This window comes from Pontixanthobacter luteolus, assembly GCF_947494915.1.
Classification (GTDB): Bacteria; Pseudomonadota; Alphaproteobacteria; order Sphingomonadales; family Sphingomonadaceae; genus Pontixanthobacter; species Pontixanthobacter luteolus.
Window position 1 is genome coordinate 1280151 of the sequence record NZ_CANLWR010000001.1, and the last position, 16766, is coordinate 1296916.

19 protein-coding genes are annotated in these 16766 nt (G+C 58.6%); 7 read left to right on the plus strand and 12 right to left on the minus strand.

Annotated elements, in window-relative coordinates:
• Positions 1 to 609: a CDP-diacylglycerol--glycerol-3-phosphate 3-phosphatidyltransferase gene (gene pgsA, locus PO778_RS06155; protein ID WP_160730075.1), complete on the minus strand. Its 609-nt coding sequence runs from the start codon at positions 607 to 609 to the stop codon at positions 1 to 3.
• A 126-nt stretch (positions 610 to 735) separates the two neighbouring features.
• On the opposite strand from pgsA, the gene PO778_RS06160 reads away from it, so the two are divergent.
• Positions 736 to 2061, plus strand: coding sequence for an MFS transporter (locus PO778_RS06160; protein ID WP_271438943.1), 1326 nt, complete (start codon positions 736 to 738; stop codon positions 2059 to 2061).
• Positions 2062 to 2067: 6 nt separating this feature from the next.
• Here PO778_RS06160 and PO778_RS06165 read toward each other — a convergent pair whose 3' ends face one another.
• Both PO778_RS06165 and PO778_RS06170 read right to left on the minus strand, forming a co-directional pair.
• The gene (locus tag PO778_RS06165) at positions 2068 to 2259 is read right to left on the minus strand and encodes a hypothetical protein (protein ID WP_160730077.1); all 192 of its coding nucleotides are present in this window, start codon (positions 2257 to 2259) and stop codon (positions 2068 to 2070) included.
• 96 nt (positions 2260 to 2355) lie between these two features.
• Positions 2356 to 2766, minus strand: coding sequence for an EVE domain-containing protein (locus tag PO778_RS06170; protein WP_271438944.1), 411 nt, complete (start codon positions 2764 to 2766; stop codon positions 2356 to 2358).
• A gap of 169 nt (positions 2767 to 2935) precedes the next feature.
• Between PO778_RS06170 and PO778_RS06175 the strand changes: the two genes are divergently transcribed.
• From PO778_RS06175 to PO778_RS06200, 6 genes are all read left to right on the plus strand, one after another.
• Entirely contained in the window at positions 2936 to 4597 is a 1662-nt protein-coding gene (locus tag PO778_RS06175) for a putative bifunctional diguanylate cyclase/phosphodiesterase (protein WP_271438945.1), read from the plus strand.
• Between the two features lie 87 nt (positions 4598 to 4684).
• Complete coding sequence (dapF, locus tag PO778_RS06180; protein ID WP_271438946.1) at positions 4685 to 5491, plus strand: diaminopimelate epimerase; 807 nt, start codon at positions 4685 to 4687, stop codon at positions 5489 to 5491.
• Complete coding sequence (locus PO778_RS06185) at positions 5488 to 6666, plus strand: MiaB/RimO family radical SAM methylthiotransferase (RefSeq protein WP_271438947.1); 1179 nt, start codon at positions 5488 to 5490, stop codon at positions 6664 to 6666. Before dapF ends, PO778_RS06185 begins: the two co-directional genes overlap by 4 nt.
• Entirely contained in the window at positions 6663 to 7586 is a 924-nt protein-coding gene (gene ftsY / locus PO778_RS06190) for a signal recognition particle-docking protein FtsY (protein ID WP_271438948.1), read from the plus strand. Before PO778_RS06185 ends, ftsY begins: the two co-directional genes overlap by 4 nt.
• Complete coding sequence (locus PO778_RS06195) at positions 7586 to 8257, plus strand: inner membrane-spanning protein YciB (RefSeq protein WP_271438949.1); 672 nt, start codon at positions 7586 to 7588, stop codon at positions 8255 to 8257. Before ftsY ends, PO778_RS06195 begins: the two co-directional genes overlap by 1 nt.
• Before the next feature lie 10 nt (positions 8258 to 8267).
• Positions 8268 to 8702 (plus strand): GNAT family N-acetyltransferase, encoded by a 435-nt coding sequence (locus PO778_RS06200; RefSeq protein WP_160730083.1) that lies wholly within the window; start codon positions 8268 to 8270, stop codon positions 8700 to 8702.
• 15 nt (positions 8703 to 8717) lie between these two features.
• Here the strand turns inward: PO778_RS06200 and PO778_RS06205 are convergent, their stop codons facing one another.
• The 9 genes from PO778_RS06205 to PO778_RS06245 all read right to left on the minus strand — a co-directional run bounded on the left by PO778_RS06205 (position 8718) and on the right by PO778_RS06245 (position 16736).
• Positions 8718 to 10643, minus strand: coding sequence for a potassium transporter Kup (locus PO778_RS06205; protein WP_160730084.1), 1926 nt, complete (start codon positions 10641 to 10643; stop codon positions 8718 to 8720).
• A gap of 109 nt (positions 10644 to 10752) precedes the next feature.
• The gene (locus PO778_RS06210) at positions 10753 to 11382 is read right to left on the minus strand and encodes a tetratricopeptide repeat protein (protein ID WP_271438950.1); all 630 of its coding nucleotides are present in this window, start codon (positions 11380 to 11382) and stop codon (positions 10753 to 10755) included.
• Positions 11379 to 11792 (minus strand): cytochrome c-type biogenesis protein, encoded by a 414-nt coding sequence (locus tag PO778_RS06215; RefSeq protein WP_160730086.1) that lies wholly within the window; start codon positions 11790 to 11792, stop codon positions 11379 to 11381. Before PO778_RS06215 ends, PO778_RS06210 begins: the two co-directional genes overlap by 4 nt.
• Positions 11789 to 12319 (minus strand): DsbE family thiol:disulfide interchange protein, encoded by a 531-nt coding sequence (locus PO778_RS06220; RefSeq protein ID WP_271438951.1) that lies wholly within the window; start codon positions 12317 to 12319, stop codon positions 11789 to 11791. Before PO778_RS06220 ends, PO778_RS06215 begins: the two co-directional genes overlap by 4 nt.
• Positions 12316 to 14277, minus strand: coding sequence for a heme lyase CcmF/NrfE family subunit (locus tag PO778_RS06225; protein WP_271438952.1), 1962 nt, complete (start codon positions 14275 to 14277; stop codon positions 12316 to 12318). Before PO778_RS06225 ends, PO778_RS06220 begins: the two co-directional genes overlap by 4 nt.
• A complete protein-coding gene (ccmE, locus tag PO778_RS06230) occupies positions 14274 to 14744 on the minus strand; it encodes a cytochrome c maturation protein CcmE (RefSeq protein ID WP_160730089.1) in 471 nt (156 codons plus the stop codon). Before ccmE ends, PO778_RS06225 begins: the two co-directional genes overlap by 4 nt.
• A complete protein-coding gene (locus PO778_RS06235) occupies positions 14741 to 14881 on the minus strand; it encodes a hypothetical protein (RefSeq protein WP_202391599.1) in 141 nt (46 codons plus the stop codon). Before PO778_RS06235 ends, ccmE begins: the two co-directional genes overlap by 4 nt.
• Complete coding sequence (gene ccmC, locus PO778_RS06240; protein WP_271438953.1) at positions 14881 to 15603, minus strand: heme ABC transporter permease CcmC; 723 nt, start codon at positions 15601 to 15603, stop codon at positions 14881 to 14883. Before ccmC ends, PO778_RS06235 begins: the two co-directional genes overlap by 1 nt.
• Positions 15604 to 15671: 68 nt before the next feature.
• Positions 15672 to 16736: a Leu/Phe/Val dehydrogenase gene (locus tag PO778_RS06245; protein ID WP_271438954.1), complete on the minus strand. Its 1065-nt coding sequence runs from the start codon at positions 16734 to 16736 to the stop codon at positions 15672 to 15674.
• Between the last annotated feature and the right edge of the window lie 30 nt (positions 16737 to 16766).

Genomic DNA, 16766 nt, shown 5'->3' on the forward strand with positions numbered 1-16766 from the left:
TCAGTCCATGTGCTTCAGGCCGACCCTGAGATAATCCCAACCCGTTATCACTGTCAGCGCCGCAGCGCCCCACAGGCATGCCAGGCCCGTCAGGTGAATCCATTGATCAGCCAGCGGCCTCGCCGCTTCGGCCATCAGCGTCGGCGGCGGTCCATGAACCGCCCCGCCCCCGATCAACGCGCCCAGCGAAACGAGCTGGAGAGTTGTTTTCCATTTCGCCAGTCGCGTCACCGGTACGGATACCTGCAACCCAGCCAGAAATTCACGCAGTCCTGACACGGCGATCTCACGCATCAGGATGATCAGGCCCGCAATCACGTGCAAGTCACCGACATAAGGCCCCCGCAGATAGCCTTGCGCCGTCAGCACCAGAATTACCGCGGCAACCATGATCTTGTCGGCGATCGGATCCAGAAAAATGCCTAGCTTCGACACGGCTCCGCTGGATCGCGCCAGATAACCATCGAAATAATCGGTGATGCCCATGAGGCAGTACAGCGCGAACGCGAACCAATAGCCCAATTTCCATTCGGGCCACCAAAGCAGCGCAGCCAGCAAGGGAACGGCCACGATCCGCGACAGGGTCAACATGTTAGGCAAAGTCAGCATCACACCCCCTCTACCCGCTTAGTCGGCGGGGCAAAAGCACCTGTTTGCGCTTGTCCCCCCGCTTTATCCCTGTTCAAAGGGCCGCAGATGCCGAGAAGGCTCAAAGTTTGGGGTAACGCAGCCAGTATGACAACATCGACGCACCTTTTGCGGCGCAGGCGTTTCCTGCCTCTCTTCGTCACCCAGTTATTCAATGCTTTCAACGATAACCTGTACAAGAACGCCATGGTGCTGTTCGTGGTTTACCAGGTCTATAACTCGCCCAATACCGAGGGTCTTTTCAGTGCCGTAGCATCGGGCCTCTTTATCCTCCCCTTCTTCCTTCTTTCCGCGCTCGCGGGACAACTCGCCGATATGAGGGACAAGGCAGCGATTATCCGAACGGTCAAAGCATGCGAGATCATTTTGATGATCATCGGGGCGGCTGGACTATATCTGGCGTGGAAGGGAATTGCAGTGGAAACGGTTGCGATACCGTTATTGCTGCTCGCCCTGCTGCTGACAGGCGTTCAGTCGACATTTCTTGGCCCGATCAAATATGCGATCCTGCCGCAGCACCTGAAGAAGGACGAGGTCCTGGCCGGGACCGGTCTGGTCGAGGCAGGCACTTATATCGCAATCCTCGCAGGCACCATCCTCGCCGGATGGATCGATGTCGAATACGCCGCCGTAGGCATCATCATAACCTCCATCATCGGTTATTTCGTCAGCCGTCAGGTCCCCGATGCCCCGCCGCAGGGACTGGTGAAGGAAAAGCTCGACTGGAACCTGTTCCGCGCGTCGAAGAACCTCATTCGCGAGACCATGCACAATCAGGAAGTGTTCTACGCGATCCTCGCCATCAGCTTCTTCTGGACCATTGGCGCCGTGCTGTTCATCCAGTTCGTGCCACTGGCGAAGAACGTCATCATGGCCGAGCCAGAGGTCGCGAGCCTGTTCCTGGTCATCTTCTCTGTCGGTGTCGCAATCGGTTCGGTGTCGATTAATTACCTGCTGAAGGGCACAGTCTCCGCCCGCTATTCACCGATTTCCGTCATTGCGATGGGCGGGTTCGTGGTGGCATTCTATTTTGTGTCGCGACTGTGGGCTGCAGGCCAGCCGACCGAAATGCTCGGGGTGACTGAATTCCTGGCGTGGCCGATGGCAAGTTTCCTGCTTCTGTCACTGCTTGGTATCGCAATTGCCGGCGGCATGTTCGTGGTGCCGCTCTATGCGTTTCTCACCACCCGCGTTCCGCCAGAACAGGCAGCGCGGACGATCGCAGCCAACAATATCGTCAATTCAGGGGCAATGGTGATCGGATCACTGGCCGCGATGGCGCTCAATATGATCGGCATTTCGATAGCCGAACAGCTGCTGATGAGCGCCGGCATGTGCCTGGTATCGGCATGGCTCGGCAAACGGCTCTACAACGCCGAGCTAACCGCCGCGGCGAACAGCCCCGCTAGTTGAGATAGGCTAGCTGAAGAAAATCAGCGCAGCCACGAAACACCCGACATAGGCGGTCAGGAATCCGCGAATATCTTCACGGGTGATCGACAGTGCCGGACGTGCAGGAACCGGAACGCTGCCCGCCCTCACATGCGGGGGGAGTGATGCCAGAAATGGGTGGCCGGCGGTTTCGTCTGAAAGAACAAGTGATCTACGCATGGGTGCCGTGTTAACGGAATACTAACCATTATGCGCGGGGCAGCTATCCACTGGCCTAGATCGGGACATTAACCAAGCTTGGTCAGCCTATTCCGGTCATTCTTCCGACATTTGGAGGATCTTCTCCCATTCTGCGGGGCGTACCTCGCTGACGGAAAGGCGCATCAGCTTCACTAGCTCCATTTCGGCCAGTGCCGGCTCGGCCTTCACCTGTTTCAAAGTGACCGGACGCTTCAATTTACGGACCGGTTTCACTTTTACCGCGGCCCATTTGCCGGTCGGATCGGTCGGGTCGGCAATCCCGGCCACGGTTACTTCCGCGATGCCCACGATCTCCAGCCCGACATTGGAATGATAGAAGAACACCTGGTCGCCCTCCTCCATGGCGGCGAGATTGTTTTTTGCGCGGTGGTTGCGAACACCGTCCCACGTGCCTTCGCCCTGCTTGACGAGATCGTCCCAGCTGTAGGCATCCGGTTCGGATTTCATCAGCCAGAAACGCGCCATTTTCACATTCTCCCATCAAAGCCAGTCATCGATGCTTCCGGACTAGCGGCGCGGATAGAATGTTTCCACCCGGCTACGGGGCGAATTAACCAGTTCTTCAATCCAAATTCTTATCGTCCGAACCTTCAAATGCTTCAGGGGAGGCGCGGCTGCTCATGCCGCATCAATAATGTCTGCAAAACAAGAACCCACGAATGACAGCAAGAAGCGCGTCGAACGGGATATGGTCGCACTGGGCATTGCGATTGCCGCCATACTCATGTTCGTCGGCACAGGCAGCTCGGTCCTGCCATCGATTGCACGCAGCTGGATTCAGGGCGTTGAGGGTCCGGACAATCTGTTGGTCAATGCTCTCCTACTCAATATCGCACTCATTGTCTTCGGTATGCGCCGCTACCGCGAGCTCATCTCCGAGATCGAGGAACGCCGCAAGGCCGAGGAAAAGGCCAAGCTCCTCGCTGAGACAGACCCACTGACAGGCTGCCTGAACCGCCGGAGCGTAGCGCCGGTCGTCGATGATCTCATTGCGAAGATCGACCAGAGCGATGCGGCAGTCGCGTTCCTCATGGTGGATCTGGATAACTTCAAACAGATCAACGATTTGAACGGCCACAAGGTCGGAGACCGGGTGCTGCAAACAACCGCCGACCGGATCCGCGCAGTCCTGCCTTCGGGTGCAACCCTGGCGCGCCTCGGCGGAGATGAATTCGCCTGCATTGTACCTTTCGATTGTCGCAAGCCCGATGCCGTCGATCAGTTGGCTGCAACGCTCATAGAGCGCACATCGCGCCCTGAAATAATCAACAAGTCAATGATTGAGATCACGCTTTCCGTGGGCATCGCGACGAGTGCTCAGGAAACCCGCGACAAAGCTCCGGCGTGCGGTGAAGATTTGATGCACCGCGCCGATATCGCGATGTACCATGCGAAAAAGCAGGGCAAGAACCGCTATTTCTGGTTTGAACCGTCAATGGAAAAAGAACTCCGTTTTCGCAGCGATCTGGAAACCGGCATCAGGAACGGCATCAAGAATGGGGAATTCGTCCCCTATTACGAACAGCAGATTGATCTGCAGTCCGGTGAACTGATGGGTTTCGAAATGCTGGCACGCTGGCATTCGCCAGACCTAGGCCTCGTCAGTCCTGAAGTTTTCATTCCAGTTGCCGAGGAAATCGGCGTGATCGCCGCCCTGTCGGAGAATCTGATCGAGCAGGCGTTTGAAGACGCTAAGGGTTGGCACTCGCGGTTGACACTCTCGGTCAACATCTCGCCGGTGCAGCTACGCGATCCGTGGTTCTCCCAGAAACTTCTTAAGCTGCTGGTGAAGCACAATTTCCCGCCTGAACGGCTCGATATCGAAATCACGGAAAGCTGTCTGCATGAAAATGTCGGCGTGGTGAAATCAATGATCACCAGCCTCAAAAATCAGGGCGTTCAGATCAGCCTGGATGATTTCGGCACCGGTTATTCCAGTCTTACCCAACTCCGCACCCTTCCCTTTGATCGCCTCAAGATCGATCGCAGCTTTGTTGGCGAACTGAACGATGAAGATGCCAGCGACAAGATCGTCAACGCGATCATCTCTCTGTCCGACGGCCTGGACCTTCCGGTCACTGCCGAAGGTATCGAGGACGCGCAAATTCTGAAAGCGCTCAAGGGCAAAGGCAAGATGAAGGGTCAGGGGTATCACTACGGCAAGCCCGAACATGCCGCCGCGGTAAGAGGCCGTTTGGCCGCAATGGATTTGCTCGCAGACCATCATCCGGAAGCCGAAGACAGCATGTTGCCGCCTGAAGGCGAGACCGCCAATGCGAAGCGCGAAGCCATCTGAGCTGTACACTCTCAGCACGCGCATGAAGACTGCCTGAAACCCCGCCCACTGGACGCGCGGTCCCTTCATGCATAGATGCACGCTGCTATGCGCATCCCCTTCACCAAAATGCACGGCCTCGGCAATGATTTCATCATGCTCGACGCGCGTGAACAGGATCTGCCTGATCTGACCGCGGCCACCGTGGCTGCGCTTGCCGACCGGCATACCGGTATTGGTTGCGATCAGCTGATTGTGCTGGAGCCTTCGAACCGCGCTGATTTCCGGATGCGAATATACAACTCCGATGGCGGCGAAGTGGAAGCATGCGGCAATGCCTCTCGCGCGGCCGCATTGCTGCACGGACGGGCGGCGGCAGTCGAAACCGGCGGCGGCATCATCAATATTTGCCCATCAGAGAGCGGAGCCCGTGTCGACATGGGGCAGCCGCGCTTCGAATGGGACGCAATCCCGATCGATTATGCGATGGATACCCTGCACCTGCCCGTTTCTTGGGAGGGGCTCACAGATCCTTCCGCGGTCAATGTCGGTAACCCGCACGTGATCTTCTTTGTTGAAGATCTGGCCGCTATCGACCTTGCCCGGCTGGGGCCTCTGATCGAAACCGATCCGCTGTTCCCGCAGCGCGTTAACGTGAATGTCGCGCAGGTTTCAGGCGGTGCGATCAATCTGCGCGTGTGGGAACGCGGTGCCGGGTTGACGCGCGCCTGCGGAACCGGTGCATGCGCAACCGCCGTAGCCGCGCTCCGCCGGGGTTTGGTTCAATCGCCGGTCAAGGTGACGCTGCCCGGCGGAACACTGACAATCGAATGGTCGGAAGGCCAATCGATCATCATGGAAGGCCCGGCCACAGAATCGTATCGCGGTACATTCGAATGGTCCGATTACGCATGAGCGGCAATTCCGAAGTCATATCCCTGGGCTGCAGGCTGAATATTTCCGAGAGCGAGCAGATCAAGGCGATGCTCGCCGGGGAAGATGATGTGGTTGTCATCAACAGCTGCGCAGTCACGTCGGAAGCGGTGCGCCAGACACGGCAGGCGATCCGCAAGGCGCGGAAGGCGCGCCCTGAAGCCCGCCTGATGGTGACTGGCTGTGCGGCGGATATCGAACGCGACCAGCTGGCTGCGATGCCCGAGGTCGACGGCCTCGTCAAAAACACCGCCAAGCTTGATCCGCGTGCCTGGAACGTACCGCTGGATGCACCACCCTTCGTGCCCAGCCGGACCCGCGCCTTTGTGACAGTCCAAAACGGGTGTGACCACGCCTGCACCTTCTGTGTCATTCCCCAAGGCAGAGGGAAAAGCCGGTCCCAAACCATCCCCCAAGTGCTGGAAGAGGTGGAAAAGCATCTTGCACTTGGCGCGCCGGAGATCGTCCTAACCGGGGTCGATGTGACTTCCTGGGGCCATGATCTGTCCGACAAACCGCCACTGGGCAAACTCGTATCGGCGGTGCTGGACCGTTTCCCGGACCTGCCGCGCCTGCGCATGTCGTCGCTGGACGGGATCGAAATCGATCCGCAGCTGGAAGAATTGTTCATGGGCGAGGACCGGCTGATGCCGCATCTTCACCTGTCGCTTCAACATGGGCATGACATGATGCTCAAACGGATGAAGCGGCGGCACCTCCGCGCAGATGCGATTGCCCTGGTTGAACGATTGAAAGCCAAGCGTCCAGAAATCGCCATCGGGGCAGATCTGATCGCTGGATTTCCGACAGAAGACGCGGCGATGCATTCCGATAACCTCTCGATCATCGAAGCGCTCAATATCGTCCACGGCCATGTGTTTCCCTACTCACCGCGCCCCGACACGCCTGCGGCACGCATGCCCCAGCACGATCGGCCGCTGATCAAGCAGCGCGCGGCTCAACTGCGCGAGGCGGTGCGGGCACAGCGCAGCACGTGGCTGCACACGCTGGTCGGCCAGTCGCTTTCCGTCCTCGCGGAACGGGATGGAACAGGCTATGCGCCCAATTTCGCGCGGGTCGAGGTGCCACAGGGCACCGCTGCCGGCACCATCCTGACTATCACCCCGAATGAACTCAGCGAAGGCTTGCTAAGATGAGCGACACAAGTTGGACCGACCGCGTATTCGGCGGTTTCCGCAAGACGTCAGAGCGGCTGTCGAGCAATCTGACCGGTGTCGTCGGGACTGCCAAGCTCGACGATGCGGCGCTGGATGATGTCGAAGATGCGCTGATCATGTCGGATCTCGGCCCCTCCGCTGCCGCGCGCATTCGGAGCAAGCTGGCAGAAAAACGGTTCGGGCTGAACATTACCGAAACCGAACTGCGCGAGGCAGTGGCGGCAGAGATCGCCGAGATTCTGCGTCCGGTTGCGAAGCCGCTCGAAATCACCGCTTTTCCCCGCCCTCAAGTGGTGCTGGTTATTGGCGTGAACGGCAGCGGCAAAACGACTACCATCGCCAAGCTGGCGCATCTGTTTCAGGAAGACGATTACGGCGTGATGCTGGCGGCAGGTGACACATTCCGTGCCGCCGCGATTGGCCAGCTTGCGACTTGGGCTGAGCGTATTGGGGTCCCGATTGTTCGCGGCCCTGAGGGCGGCGACCCGGCGAGCATTGTTTTCGACGGGGTGAAGGCGGCAACAGAACAGGGCATCGATGCGCTGATCGTCGACACTGCAGGACGCCTGCAGAACAAGCGCGAACTGATGGACGAACTGGAAAAAATCCGCCGTGTCCTTGGGCGGCTCAATCCTGAGGCGCCGCATGACGTGGTGCTGGTCCTCGATGCGACCAACGGCCAGAACGCCCTCGCCCAGATCGAAACCTTCAAGGAAGTGGCCGGGGTAACCGGTCTGATCATGACCAAGCTGGACGGGACCGCGCGCGGCGGCGTTCTTGTTGCAGCCGCGGAACAATACGGCCTGCCGATCCATGCCATTGGCGTTGGTGAGAAAATTGACGATTTGCGGCCGTTCGATCCGGACCTGGTTGCCCGTGTAATTGCAGGAGTAGCCTGATGAAAAGTGAAACCGCCCCGGCGAAAAAGAAACCTTCCGGGTGGCTCAATGTAGCAGTCGATTACGGGCCACTGCTCGTCTTCCTCGGCGTTTACAAATACTCCTCACCGGAAGAGGCCAACGCGATCGCCGAAGTGACTGCTGTGATCAAAGGCACCTTCGCTTTCATGATCGCCGCCGTGATCGCATTGCTGTTTTCCAAATTCAAACTTGGACACGTTTCCCCGATGCTGTGGTTTTCCACCGCGCTGATCGTCGGTTTCGGCGGCCTTACGATTTTCTTTGGCGATCCGACATTCGTGCAGATCAAGCCGACTATTATCTACACAATCTTCGGTCTGGTGCTGACCCTTGGCTGGTTCAAGGGGAAGGCGCTGCTCAAGGTTCTGCTGGAGGCCGCGTTCGAGGGGCTAAGCAATGAAGGTTGGCTAAAACTGTCACGCAACTGGGGTATCTTCTTCTTCGCGCTAGCCATCCTGAACGAGGTGCTGCGTTATCTCTACAATGTAGAGAACGACAGTTTCGAAACTTGGCTATGGGCCAAGTTCTGGGTGTTCATGCCGCTGACATTTCTGTTTACCTTCAGCCAGATACCGATGCTGATGCGTCACGGCCTTGATGTCGAGGCAAAGGATGACGTGATCAAGGAAGAGCCGCCTACGGGCAGCTGAGGCAGCAAATTTGAAAGTCTCCATCGAACTCGATCTGGATCGTGAGCGGGCACAGCAGCTCAGCGAGGGAATAGTGGAGTTCAACCGGGCTGCTGTTCCCGATCTGGAGCCGAACGAGGCTGAAACGCAGTTCCATGTCCTGGCGCAGGACGCGGCTGGGAATGTGGCCGGCGGGCTGCGAGCCACCTGTTACTGGAACACGCTTCACATTGAGCTTTTGTGGCTGTCAGACACCGCGCGCGGAACAGGAATTGGCCGCGAACTAGTCGAGAAAGCCGAAGAATTCGCCATCAGCCAGAACTGCAGGAAAGCACTGGTCGAGACCACCAGCTGGCAAGCGCGGCCCTTTTACGAAAAGCTGGGTTACACGCATATGGCGACACTGCATGACCGGCCAAAAGGTCACGCTTCGCACTACCTATCCAAAACGCTTGAAATGGACTGACACCGGCCGTTCCGGTCAGATCCGGACCTGACTGCCCAATTCTACAACGCGGTTCGTAGGCAGGCGGAAGAACTCCATCGCGGTCGCCGAATTCCGAAGCATCCACGCGAAAATCTTTTCGCGCCAGATCGGCATTCCCGGATTTTCCGACGGCAACAAGGTCTGCCGCGACAGGAAGAAGCTGGTCTGCATCATGTCGAATTCACCGCCGCATTGCTGCATCGTTTTCAGCCCGGCAGGAACAGCGGTCTCTTCCATGAAGCCATAGTGCAGCACAGCGCGGAAGAAGCCATCGCCCAGATCATGATACTCGCACCGGGTCGCCGGATCGACATAGGGTATCTCGGCAATCTGCACCGTCAGGATCACAACCCGTTCATGCAGAACCTTGTTGTGCTTGATATTATGCAGCAACGCCGAAGGCACGCCGCCGGTCGACGATGCCATGAATATCGCCGTCCCGGGAACGCGAACCGCACTGTTCTTCGCCGACTTGGCAAAAATCTCGATCGGCAGAGCAACTTCGCTCATCCGTTCGCGCATCAGCTTGCGCCCGCGCGCCCAGGTGGTGAGCAAGGTAAAGGCGATCGCACCGACCAGCAGCGGGAACCAGCCGCCTTGTGGCACCTTGGTCAGGTTGGCTGCGAAGTAGGCGCCGTCCACGATCAGGAACAGAGCTACCACTGGCGCGGCGTACCACCATTTCCACTTCCAAACGCCTACGAACAGAACGCCCATGAGAAGCGTATCGATAGTGACCGCCCCGGTCACCGCGATGCCGTATGCGCTGGCGAGGTTGGACGAATTCTGGAATGTCAGAACCAGAATGATCACGGCGATCATCAGCGCCCAATTGACCACCGGAATATAAATCTGGCCGCCTTCGGTTTCGCTGGTGTGGCGGATCGACAGGCGGGGAATATATCCCATCTGCATGGCCTGGTGCGTGATGGAAAACGCGCCGGAAATCACCGCTTGGCTGGCGATGAAAGTTGCGATTGTCGCCAGGAACACCAGCGGCAGCCTCCATTCTTCATTCGCGAGGAAGAAGAACGGGCTCTGGATGGCCTGCGCGGCCTGATCTGCAGGAAGGCCGATGATCATTGCGCCCTGCCCGAAATAGTTGAGCAGCAAACACGGCATGACAAAGCCGAACCATGACAGGCGCATCGGTCCGCGACCGAAATGCCCCATGTCGGAATAAAGCGCCTCTGACCCTGTCACGGCCAGCACGACCGATCCCAGCGCCAGAAAAGCGAGCGTGCCGTCGATGACAAAGAAATTGACTGCGTAATACGGGTTCAAAGCCCACAGGATTTCTGGGGTCTGGACGATCTGCCATGCGCCCATGCAGGCAATCACGGTGAAATAGACAATCATTACCGGAGCAAACAGCGCCCCGACCTTCGCCGTCCCGCGTTTCTGCAGGATGAAGAGGAATACAAGCAGCGCCAAGGCGATGGGAATCACGAATTGTTTCAGCCCCTGGTCGACGACCGTCAGCCCTTCGACCGCGGACAGGACAGAGATCGCCGGTGTGATCATGCTATCACCATAGAAAAGCGACGTCGCAAACACACCAAGCAGCACGGCAAGCCAGCCATATCGAGATTTGCTGATCTTGCTTGAAATTAGCGCCACAAGAGCAAGACTGCCGCCCTGCCCCTTGTTATCGGCGCGCATCAGGATCGTGACATATTGTAACGACACGACCAGCGTCATCGACCAGAAAATCAGGCTGATAACACCGAGCACATGCGCTGTGTCCAGCGCCAGCGGGTGCGGTCCGACAAACGTTTCGCGGAAAGCATAAAGCGGGCTGGTACCGATATCACCGAAGACGATGCCAATCGCACCCACGGCAAGCGCAGTCTTGGAAGCGGCATGCCCCGAGACCGCTCCCGGCGGTGGTACAATCTTGTGCTGGCTGGTTTCGGCCATTGGATCGGTAGTCCCGACTGTAGCTACCCGGCGTCAAATGGTTGCCGGTTCAAAGGCGGCGGCGCTTAGCAGTATCGAATACACCCGGCAATAGATTAGCCGCTACGGATTATTGACCCATTTGCGTCATCAGGGCCTCGAGCCGTTCCAACCGCAGCTCGAGATCAGCGCGCCATGGTGCATCTTCGGGCGAATTTTCCAGCAGGTTCAGCCAAAGGTCGCGGGTCCGGCCCGGTTGCCCAGCACGCAGAAAGCCAATGCCGAGAAAATACGTCGGCGCAGGATTGCCGGGGTCTGCCCGTTCCGCGCGCGAATATGCATAAAGCGCGGCCGGGGTCAGGGAACCCTCTGCATGTTCCACCAGCGCGTTACCCATCGCAGTCCAAGCCTCGGCATCTACCGGATTTTCCGTAACTGCGTTCCCCAGCATGTTCGCAGCATCTTCATATTGCCCTTTTCGAGCAAACGCATCGGCCACAGTGACAAACCGGCTCGGCGTTGACTGAGGGCCATAAAATTCACGGCGGGCTTCGATCAATATCTCGTTGCCCTCGCTTGCGTCCGGCTGTGCGCTCTTGGGAGCGCCTGCATATCCGGGGAAACCCTGTAATGCGTATCCGGCCAGCCCGAACAGCAAAGCGGCACCGAACAGTGTCCAGCCCCCCTTGGGCAAGCGAAACACAAATGCCGCGAGAATGAATGCAGCAACGCCAAGCGCGATAATCGGGAGCCAGCTCATGCCTGTTTCCTCAAACGGCGCCAAAGGATCATACCGGCGATCAGAATAAGCAAACCCGGTATGGCGAATAACGGCCAGGTAGTTTCGCTTACAGTGGGCGCGTAGCTAACATAGTCGCCATATCGCGCGACAAGCCATGCGCGGATTGCCTCTGGATCTTCACCAGCTGCGATGCGTGTTCGCACCTGATGCCGCATGTCCCCGGCCATTGGGGCATCGCTGTCGGCAATCGACTGACTCTGACACTTCAGGCAGCGCAGTGTCTCCATCAACGCTTGCGCCTGCGCTTCCTGCTCTGCATCGGGCAATTGCTCATAAGCAAGCGGCGCGGGCGGCAGCGATTGCTGAGCGGCAAGCGGGCCTGACACGGCAGCAGCTAGTGCTATCGCTATGCGCAGGAACCACCTCATGCCCCGGCCTCGGCCAGTTCTTGCAGCAACAAGGGCACGTGTTCAGCACGAATGTCGCCGATGTGCTGGTAGGTTATGACCCCGTCACCGTTCACCACAAAGGTTTCCGGCACGCCTGACGATCCAATCGACAATTGCACTTCGGACAAATCGTCGGCCCCGATACGGGTGTAGGGGTTGCCGTAATTTGCAAGAAAGCGCGCGACGTCTTCCGGTTTGTCGCGAATGGCGATCCCGACAATCGGTACGCCCTGCCGCTGCAGTGCCTCAAGCTGAGGAGCCTCTGCAATGCACGGGACGCACCAGCTGGCCCAGATGTTCAGCAGTTTCGGGCGACCATCCTTGAGGTCCGCCAAGGCGACGCCCGGGCGCGTTTCGATGGCCGGCCTGAGATTGAAATCGGGAACCGGTTCGCCAATCATCGTGCTTTCAATGAATTCATCCTTTGGCTGTGTCAGCTGATACGCCGCCAAACCGCAGAAGCCCGCAAACAGCAGCAGCGGCACCCACATGCGCAACCCCTTCATGCGGATTCCCCTTCTTCCTTCCGGCCAGCAAGGCGCGACTGGACATACCGGCGTTTAAGGTCGCCCTTCACGCGGCCAATAAGGGCAAGCAATCCGCCCAGCGCCACCAGAATACCGCCGTACCAGATCAGCGTGACAAACGGCTTCCACCACAGCCGCAGCTGCCAACGTTCCCCGCCCTCGCCCCCGCTGGCCTCATTCCCGATGACCGCGTAAAGCTGGCCGTTCCAGCGAGTTGAGAGCACACTTTCCGTCGTCTCTTGTGGCGGAGCCCAGAAATTGCGGGATTGCGGTTTCAGCAGGATAGCTTCGCCGCCATCGTAACTGGCCATCAATTGCCCTTCGATGGCGGTCCAGTTCGGGCCAGCAACGGGCCTGGTCGCCAGAAGTGACACGTTCCAAGGCCCGATCTCCACATTGTCGCCAACGCTTACAGCGGCCAGTTTTTCTTCTGAAAACGCAGATTCGCTCGCCATTCCGAACAGCGCCACTGCGATCCCGAAATGGGCCACAACCATACCCCAGGTCGCGATGGGAACGCGCAGCAGGTTGCGCCCGCGCAAAGGCAGGAAGCTGGCAATGGCAAGTCCGGCAGCAACTGCCAGGCCCAGATCAGCCAAAAGCCCGTATGAGCCGAGGATGATGACCACAACCAGCACCGCTAGCATGATGGCTGCGATGACAATCATCGGCACTTTGATTCGGGAAATTCTGTCACCCCGCCAGCGGAGCAACGGCCCGACTGCCATAACCAGCAGCATGGGGATCGTGAAGATCGCCCCTGCTGGATTAAAGTAAGGCGGTCCCACGGATACTCGCACATCGAACGCTTCGGTCAGCAAAGGATAGAGTGTGCCGAGCAATACGATGCCCAGGATTGCGCTGAGCATCACATTGTTGAACACCAGCGCACCTTCGCGCGAAGTGATGGAAAAGCGCTCACCTTCCGCAACGGAGCCAGCCCGCAGCGCAAACAAAAGCAGCGCGCCGCCGATGTAGAGCCCGAGCAAGAACAGGATGAACGTACCGCGCTCAGGATCGACTGCAAATGCATGCACGCTGGTCAGGATGCCGGATCGGACGAGAAACGTGCCGAGCATGGACATGGAGAAAGCCACGACGCCAAGCATGATGGTCCACGCCCGCAATGCATCGCGGGCCGCCAGAACACTCACCGAATGGAGCAGCGCGGTTGCCGCTAGCCACGGCATGAGGGACGCGTTCTCGACCGGATCCCAGAACCACCAGCCGCCCCAACCGAGTTCGTAATACGCCCAGTAACTTCCCGCTGTGATCCCCAGCGTCAGGAAAATCCATGCGCCTAGCACCCATGGCCGCATCGCTCTGGCGAATGCCGGACCAACCTGGCGCGTAAGCAAGGCACCAACGGCAAAGCTGAAGGCGACCGACAATCCCACATAGCCGAAATACAATGTGGGCGGATGGAATGCGAGGCCGATATCCTGCAATAGCGGGTTTAGCCCCATCCCCTCCAACGCTGGCTCCGGAAGCCGTTCAAACGGGTTGGAGCTCAGCAATAGAAATGCGTAAAAGCCAATTCCGACAAAGGCTTGCGCTGCGAGCGTGGCAAACATTGTCCTTTCGGGCAACCGCCGTTCCACGAGCGCGATCAATCCGCCTGCCAGCGCCATGACAGTCACCCAGAGCAGCATCGACCCTTCGTGGTTACCCCACGCACCGGCGAGCTTGAAAATCATCGGTTTGGCTGAATGCGAATTGGTTGCGACCAGCTTTACCGAAAGGTCGGTAACCGCAAACAGCCACAGCAGCATCACGAATGCAAAGGCTGCAAGCAGGCCTTGTACGATAGCGGCAGGACGAACCAGCGACGCGAGCTCTCCGCTGCCGTCTCGGAGCGCAAGCGCACCTGCGATCAATTGCAGCACGGAAAGCGCTGCCGCTAGCCACAATGCCGCTAGCCCCAGCTCTGCGATCATGTAGCAGGTCCCTGCGCTACCAGAGTTTCGTCGGCTTTGTGCTGATCCATTTCCTGAAGTTCGCGCGGAACGTAGTTCTCATCATGCTTGGCCAGCAGGTTGTCTGCAACGAACGTCCCGTCGGCGGCCAGCCGCCCTTCCGCCACAACTCCTGACCCTTCGACGAACAGGTCCGGCAGGATACCGGTGAAGCGCACTGGCACGACTGCGCTGTCCTTGTCCGTTACAATAAAGGAGACGGTTACACCGTCTGGCATGTTACGGATTGAATCTTGCTGCACCATTCCGCCCAGACGGACGGCCTGACCAACCTCTGGCGGTTCTGCAATCATCTGTCCTGGCAGGTAAAAATAGTTCGCCTGATTGCGCAGCGCCCACGCGGCAAGCAGCCCCGCCCCGATGAGCGCGACAAGCGCGATCACCACCAGGATGAGCCGTTGATGCTTGGCCTTCAAACCATTGGTCATTTGCGCCTCGCCTCCGCACGCCGTTTTTCTTCGCGTTTCATGCTAATCCAGCTCCACCCTACCAGACCGAGCGTCATCACAATGCCGATAATGTAGCACGCGATCACATAGTCCCACTGGTCCAGATTTTCACGCATCAGCTTGCTCCGCCAGCTTTACGGCGCAAGCGCGCCTCTGTCTGGATTTCTGCCAGCAACGCCCGCATCCGGGCCAAAACCACGCCGCCGAACAACAGCGAAAAGCCCAAGACGGCAACCCCAAGTGGGACGAGAAATTCAGGATCGATCGCGCTTTTGCCCATGGTTATGCTTGGTGGTTGATGCAGCGAATTCCACCAAACCACCGACCGGTTGATGATCGGAATGTTGATCGCACCAACGAGGCCGAAAATCGCCGGGATTCGGCTGGAGCCGCCATCCCGCGCAACGGCCTGCGACAGCGCGATATAGCCGAAATAGAGGAACAGCAGGACCAGCATCGATGTCAGCCGCCCATCCCAAACCCACCAAGTGCCCCATGTCGGGCGGCCCCAGATTGATCCGGTGATCAGGCACATCGCGGTGAAAGCAGCACCGGGCACAGCAGCTGCCCGTGCAGCAAGACTTGCGAGGGGGTGACGCCACACCAAAAAGACCAGGCTGGATAGCGCGATGGCCGTCCATCCGCCCATCCCAAGCCACGCAGCCGGAACATGGATGAACAGGATGCGCACTGTCTCGCCCATCAGCTGATCCGGCGGAACAGATGTAACGCCCCAGAAAAGTGCAGCGGACGTCAGCAACAGGCCACTAACCAGCAAAAGCGGGGTCAGCCAGCTCGCGAGGGCCAGAAATCGTTTGGGATTGGCAAAGCCGTGCATTTGTTACCGTCCGGCACCAGCTTTGGCAGGGCTGACGGAAGGTCGCAAGACTACAATCCCCCGCCCGATCAGCGACCGATAAGTTTTTGCGCCATGCGGTCGGCAACGACATCGGGCGAGACGCCGCTGGTGTCGCTTTCGGCCCAAATTTCCTCCAGCCGGCCAGGGATCAGCGCAATCCGCTTGCGCACCTCGTTAATGTCGCACGGGTCCCCGTGGCGCTTGCAAAGATATTCCATCGCAACACTGATGATACCGCCTGCATTGATGACGTAATCGGGTGCGTACAGGATGCCGCGATCAGCCAGTTTCTGGCCGTGTCCCTGTCTCGCCAGCTGATTGTTCGCGCCGCCTGCCACGATCGGAGCCTCAAGCCGGGCAATCCCTTCATCGTCGAGAATCGCACCTAGTGCGTTCGGGCTGAAGACATCGCACGCCGTGCTCATGATCGCGTCAGCCGGGGCAAATTCACCGCCTAGTTCACCAGCCAGCGCCTTCGCCCGGTCTTCGTGAATGTCAGAGAGCGTAAGCTTCGCGCCGTCATGGGCAAGCAGACGCGCAACGCCGCCACCAACACTGCCGGTGCCCTGGATTGCGACGTGCACACCCTTGACCGAATCCTTGCCCATTTTGTGCAGCACTGCTGCCTTGATACCGTGATAGATGCCCATGGCCGTGAACGGTCCGGGATCGCCGCCAGCAGCGTCTTCGCCCGATACCGGGAGGCCCGAAACGAATTCGGTGCGCTTCGATACGGCAACCATGTCCGCCTCGCTGATGCCCACGTCCTCTGCAGTGACATAGCGGCCGCCGAGCGCATCGACTGCATCGCCGAAGGCTGCGAGCATTTCAGAAGTTTTAGCCTTGTCCTTGCCAGCCAGGATCACCGCTTTGCCGCCGCCGAGCGGCAGGCCTGCCATTGCGTTCTTGTAACTCATCCCGCGGCTGAGGCGCAATGCGTCGCGCATGGCATCCTTGGGCTCTGGATAATGCCAGAACCGGGTCCCGCCAGCGCCCGGGCCAAGATGCGTGGAATGAAGGGCGATAATGGCCGTCAGACCCGATTTTCGATCATGCACGAGCTGTACGTTCTCGTGATCGTCAAAGTCCGGTTCGGTCCAGAATGCCGTCATTGTAAAATTCCCAATTGCAGTCCGCTCGCG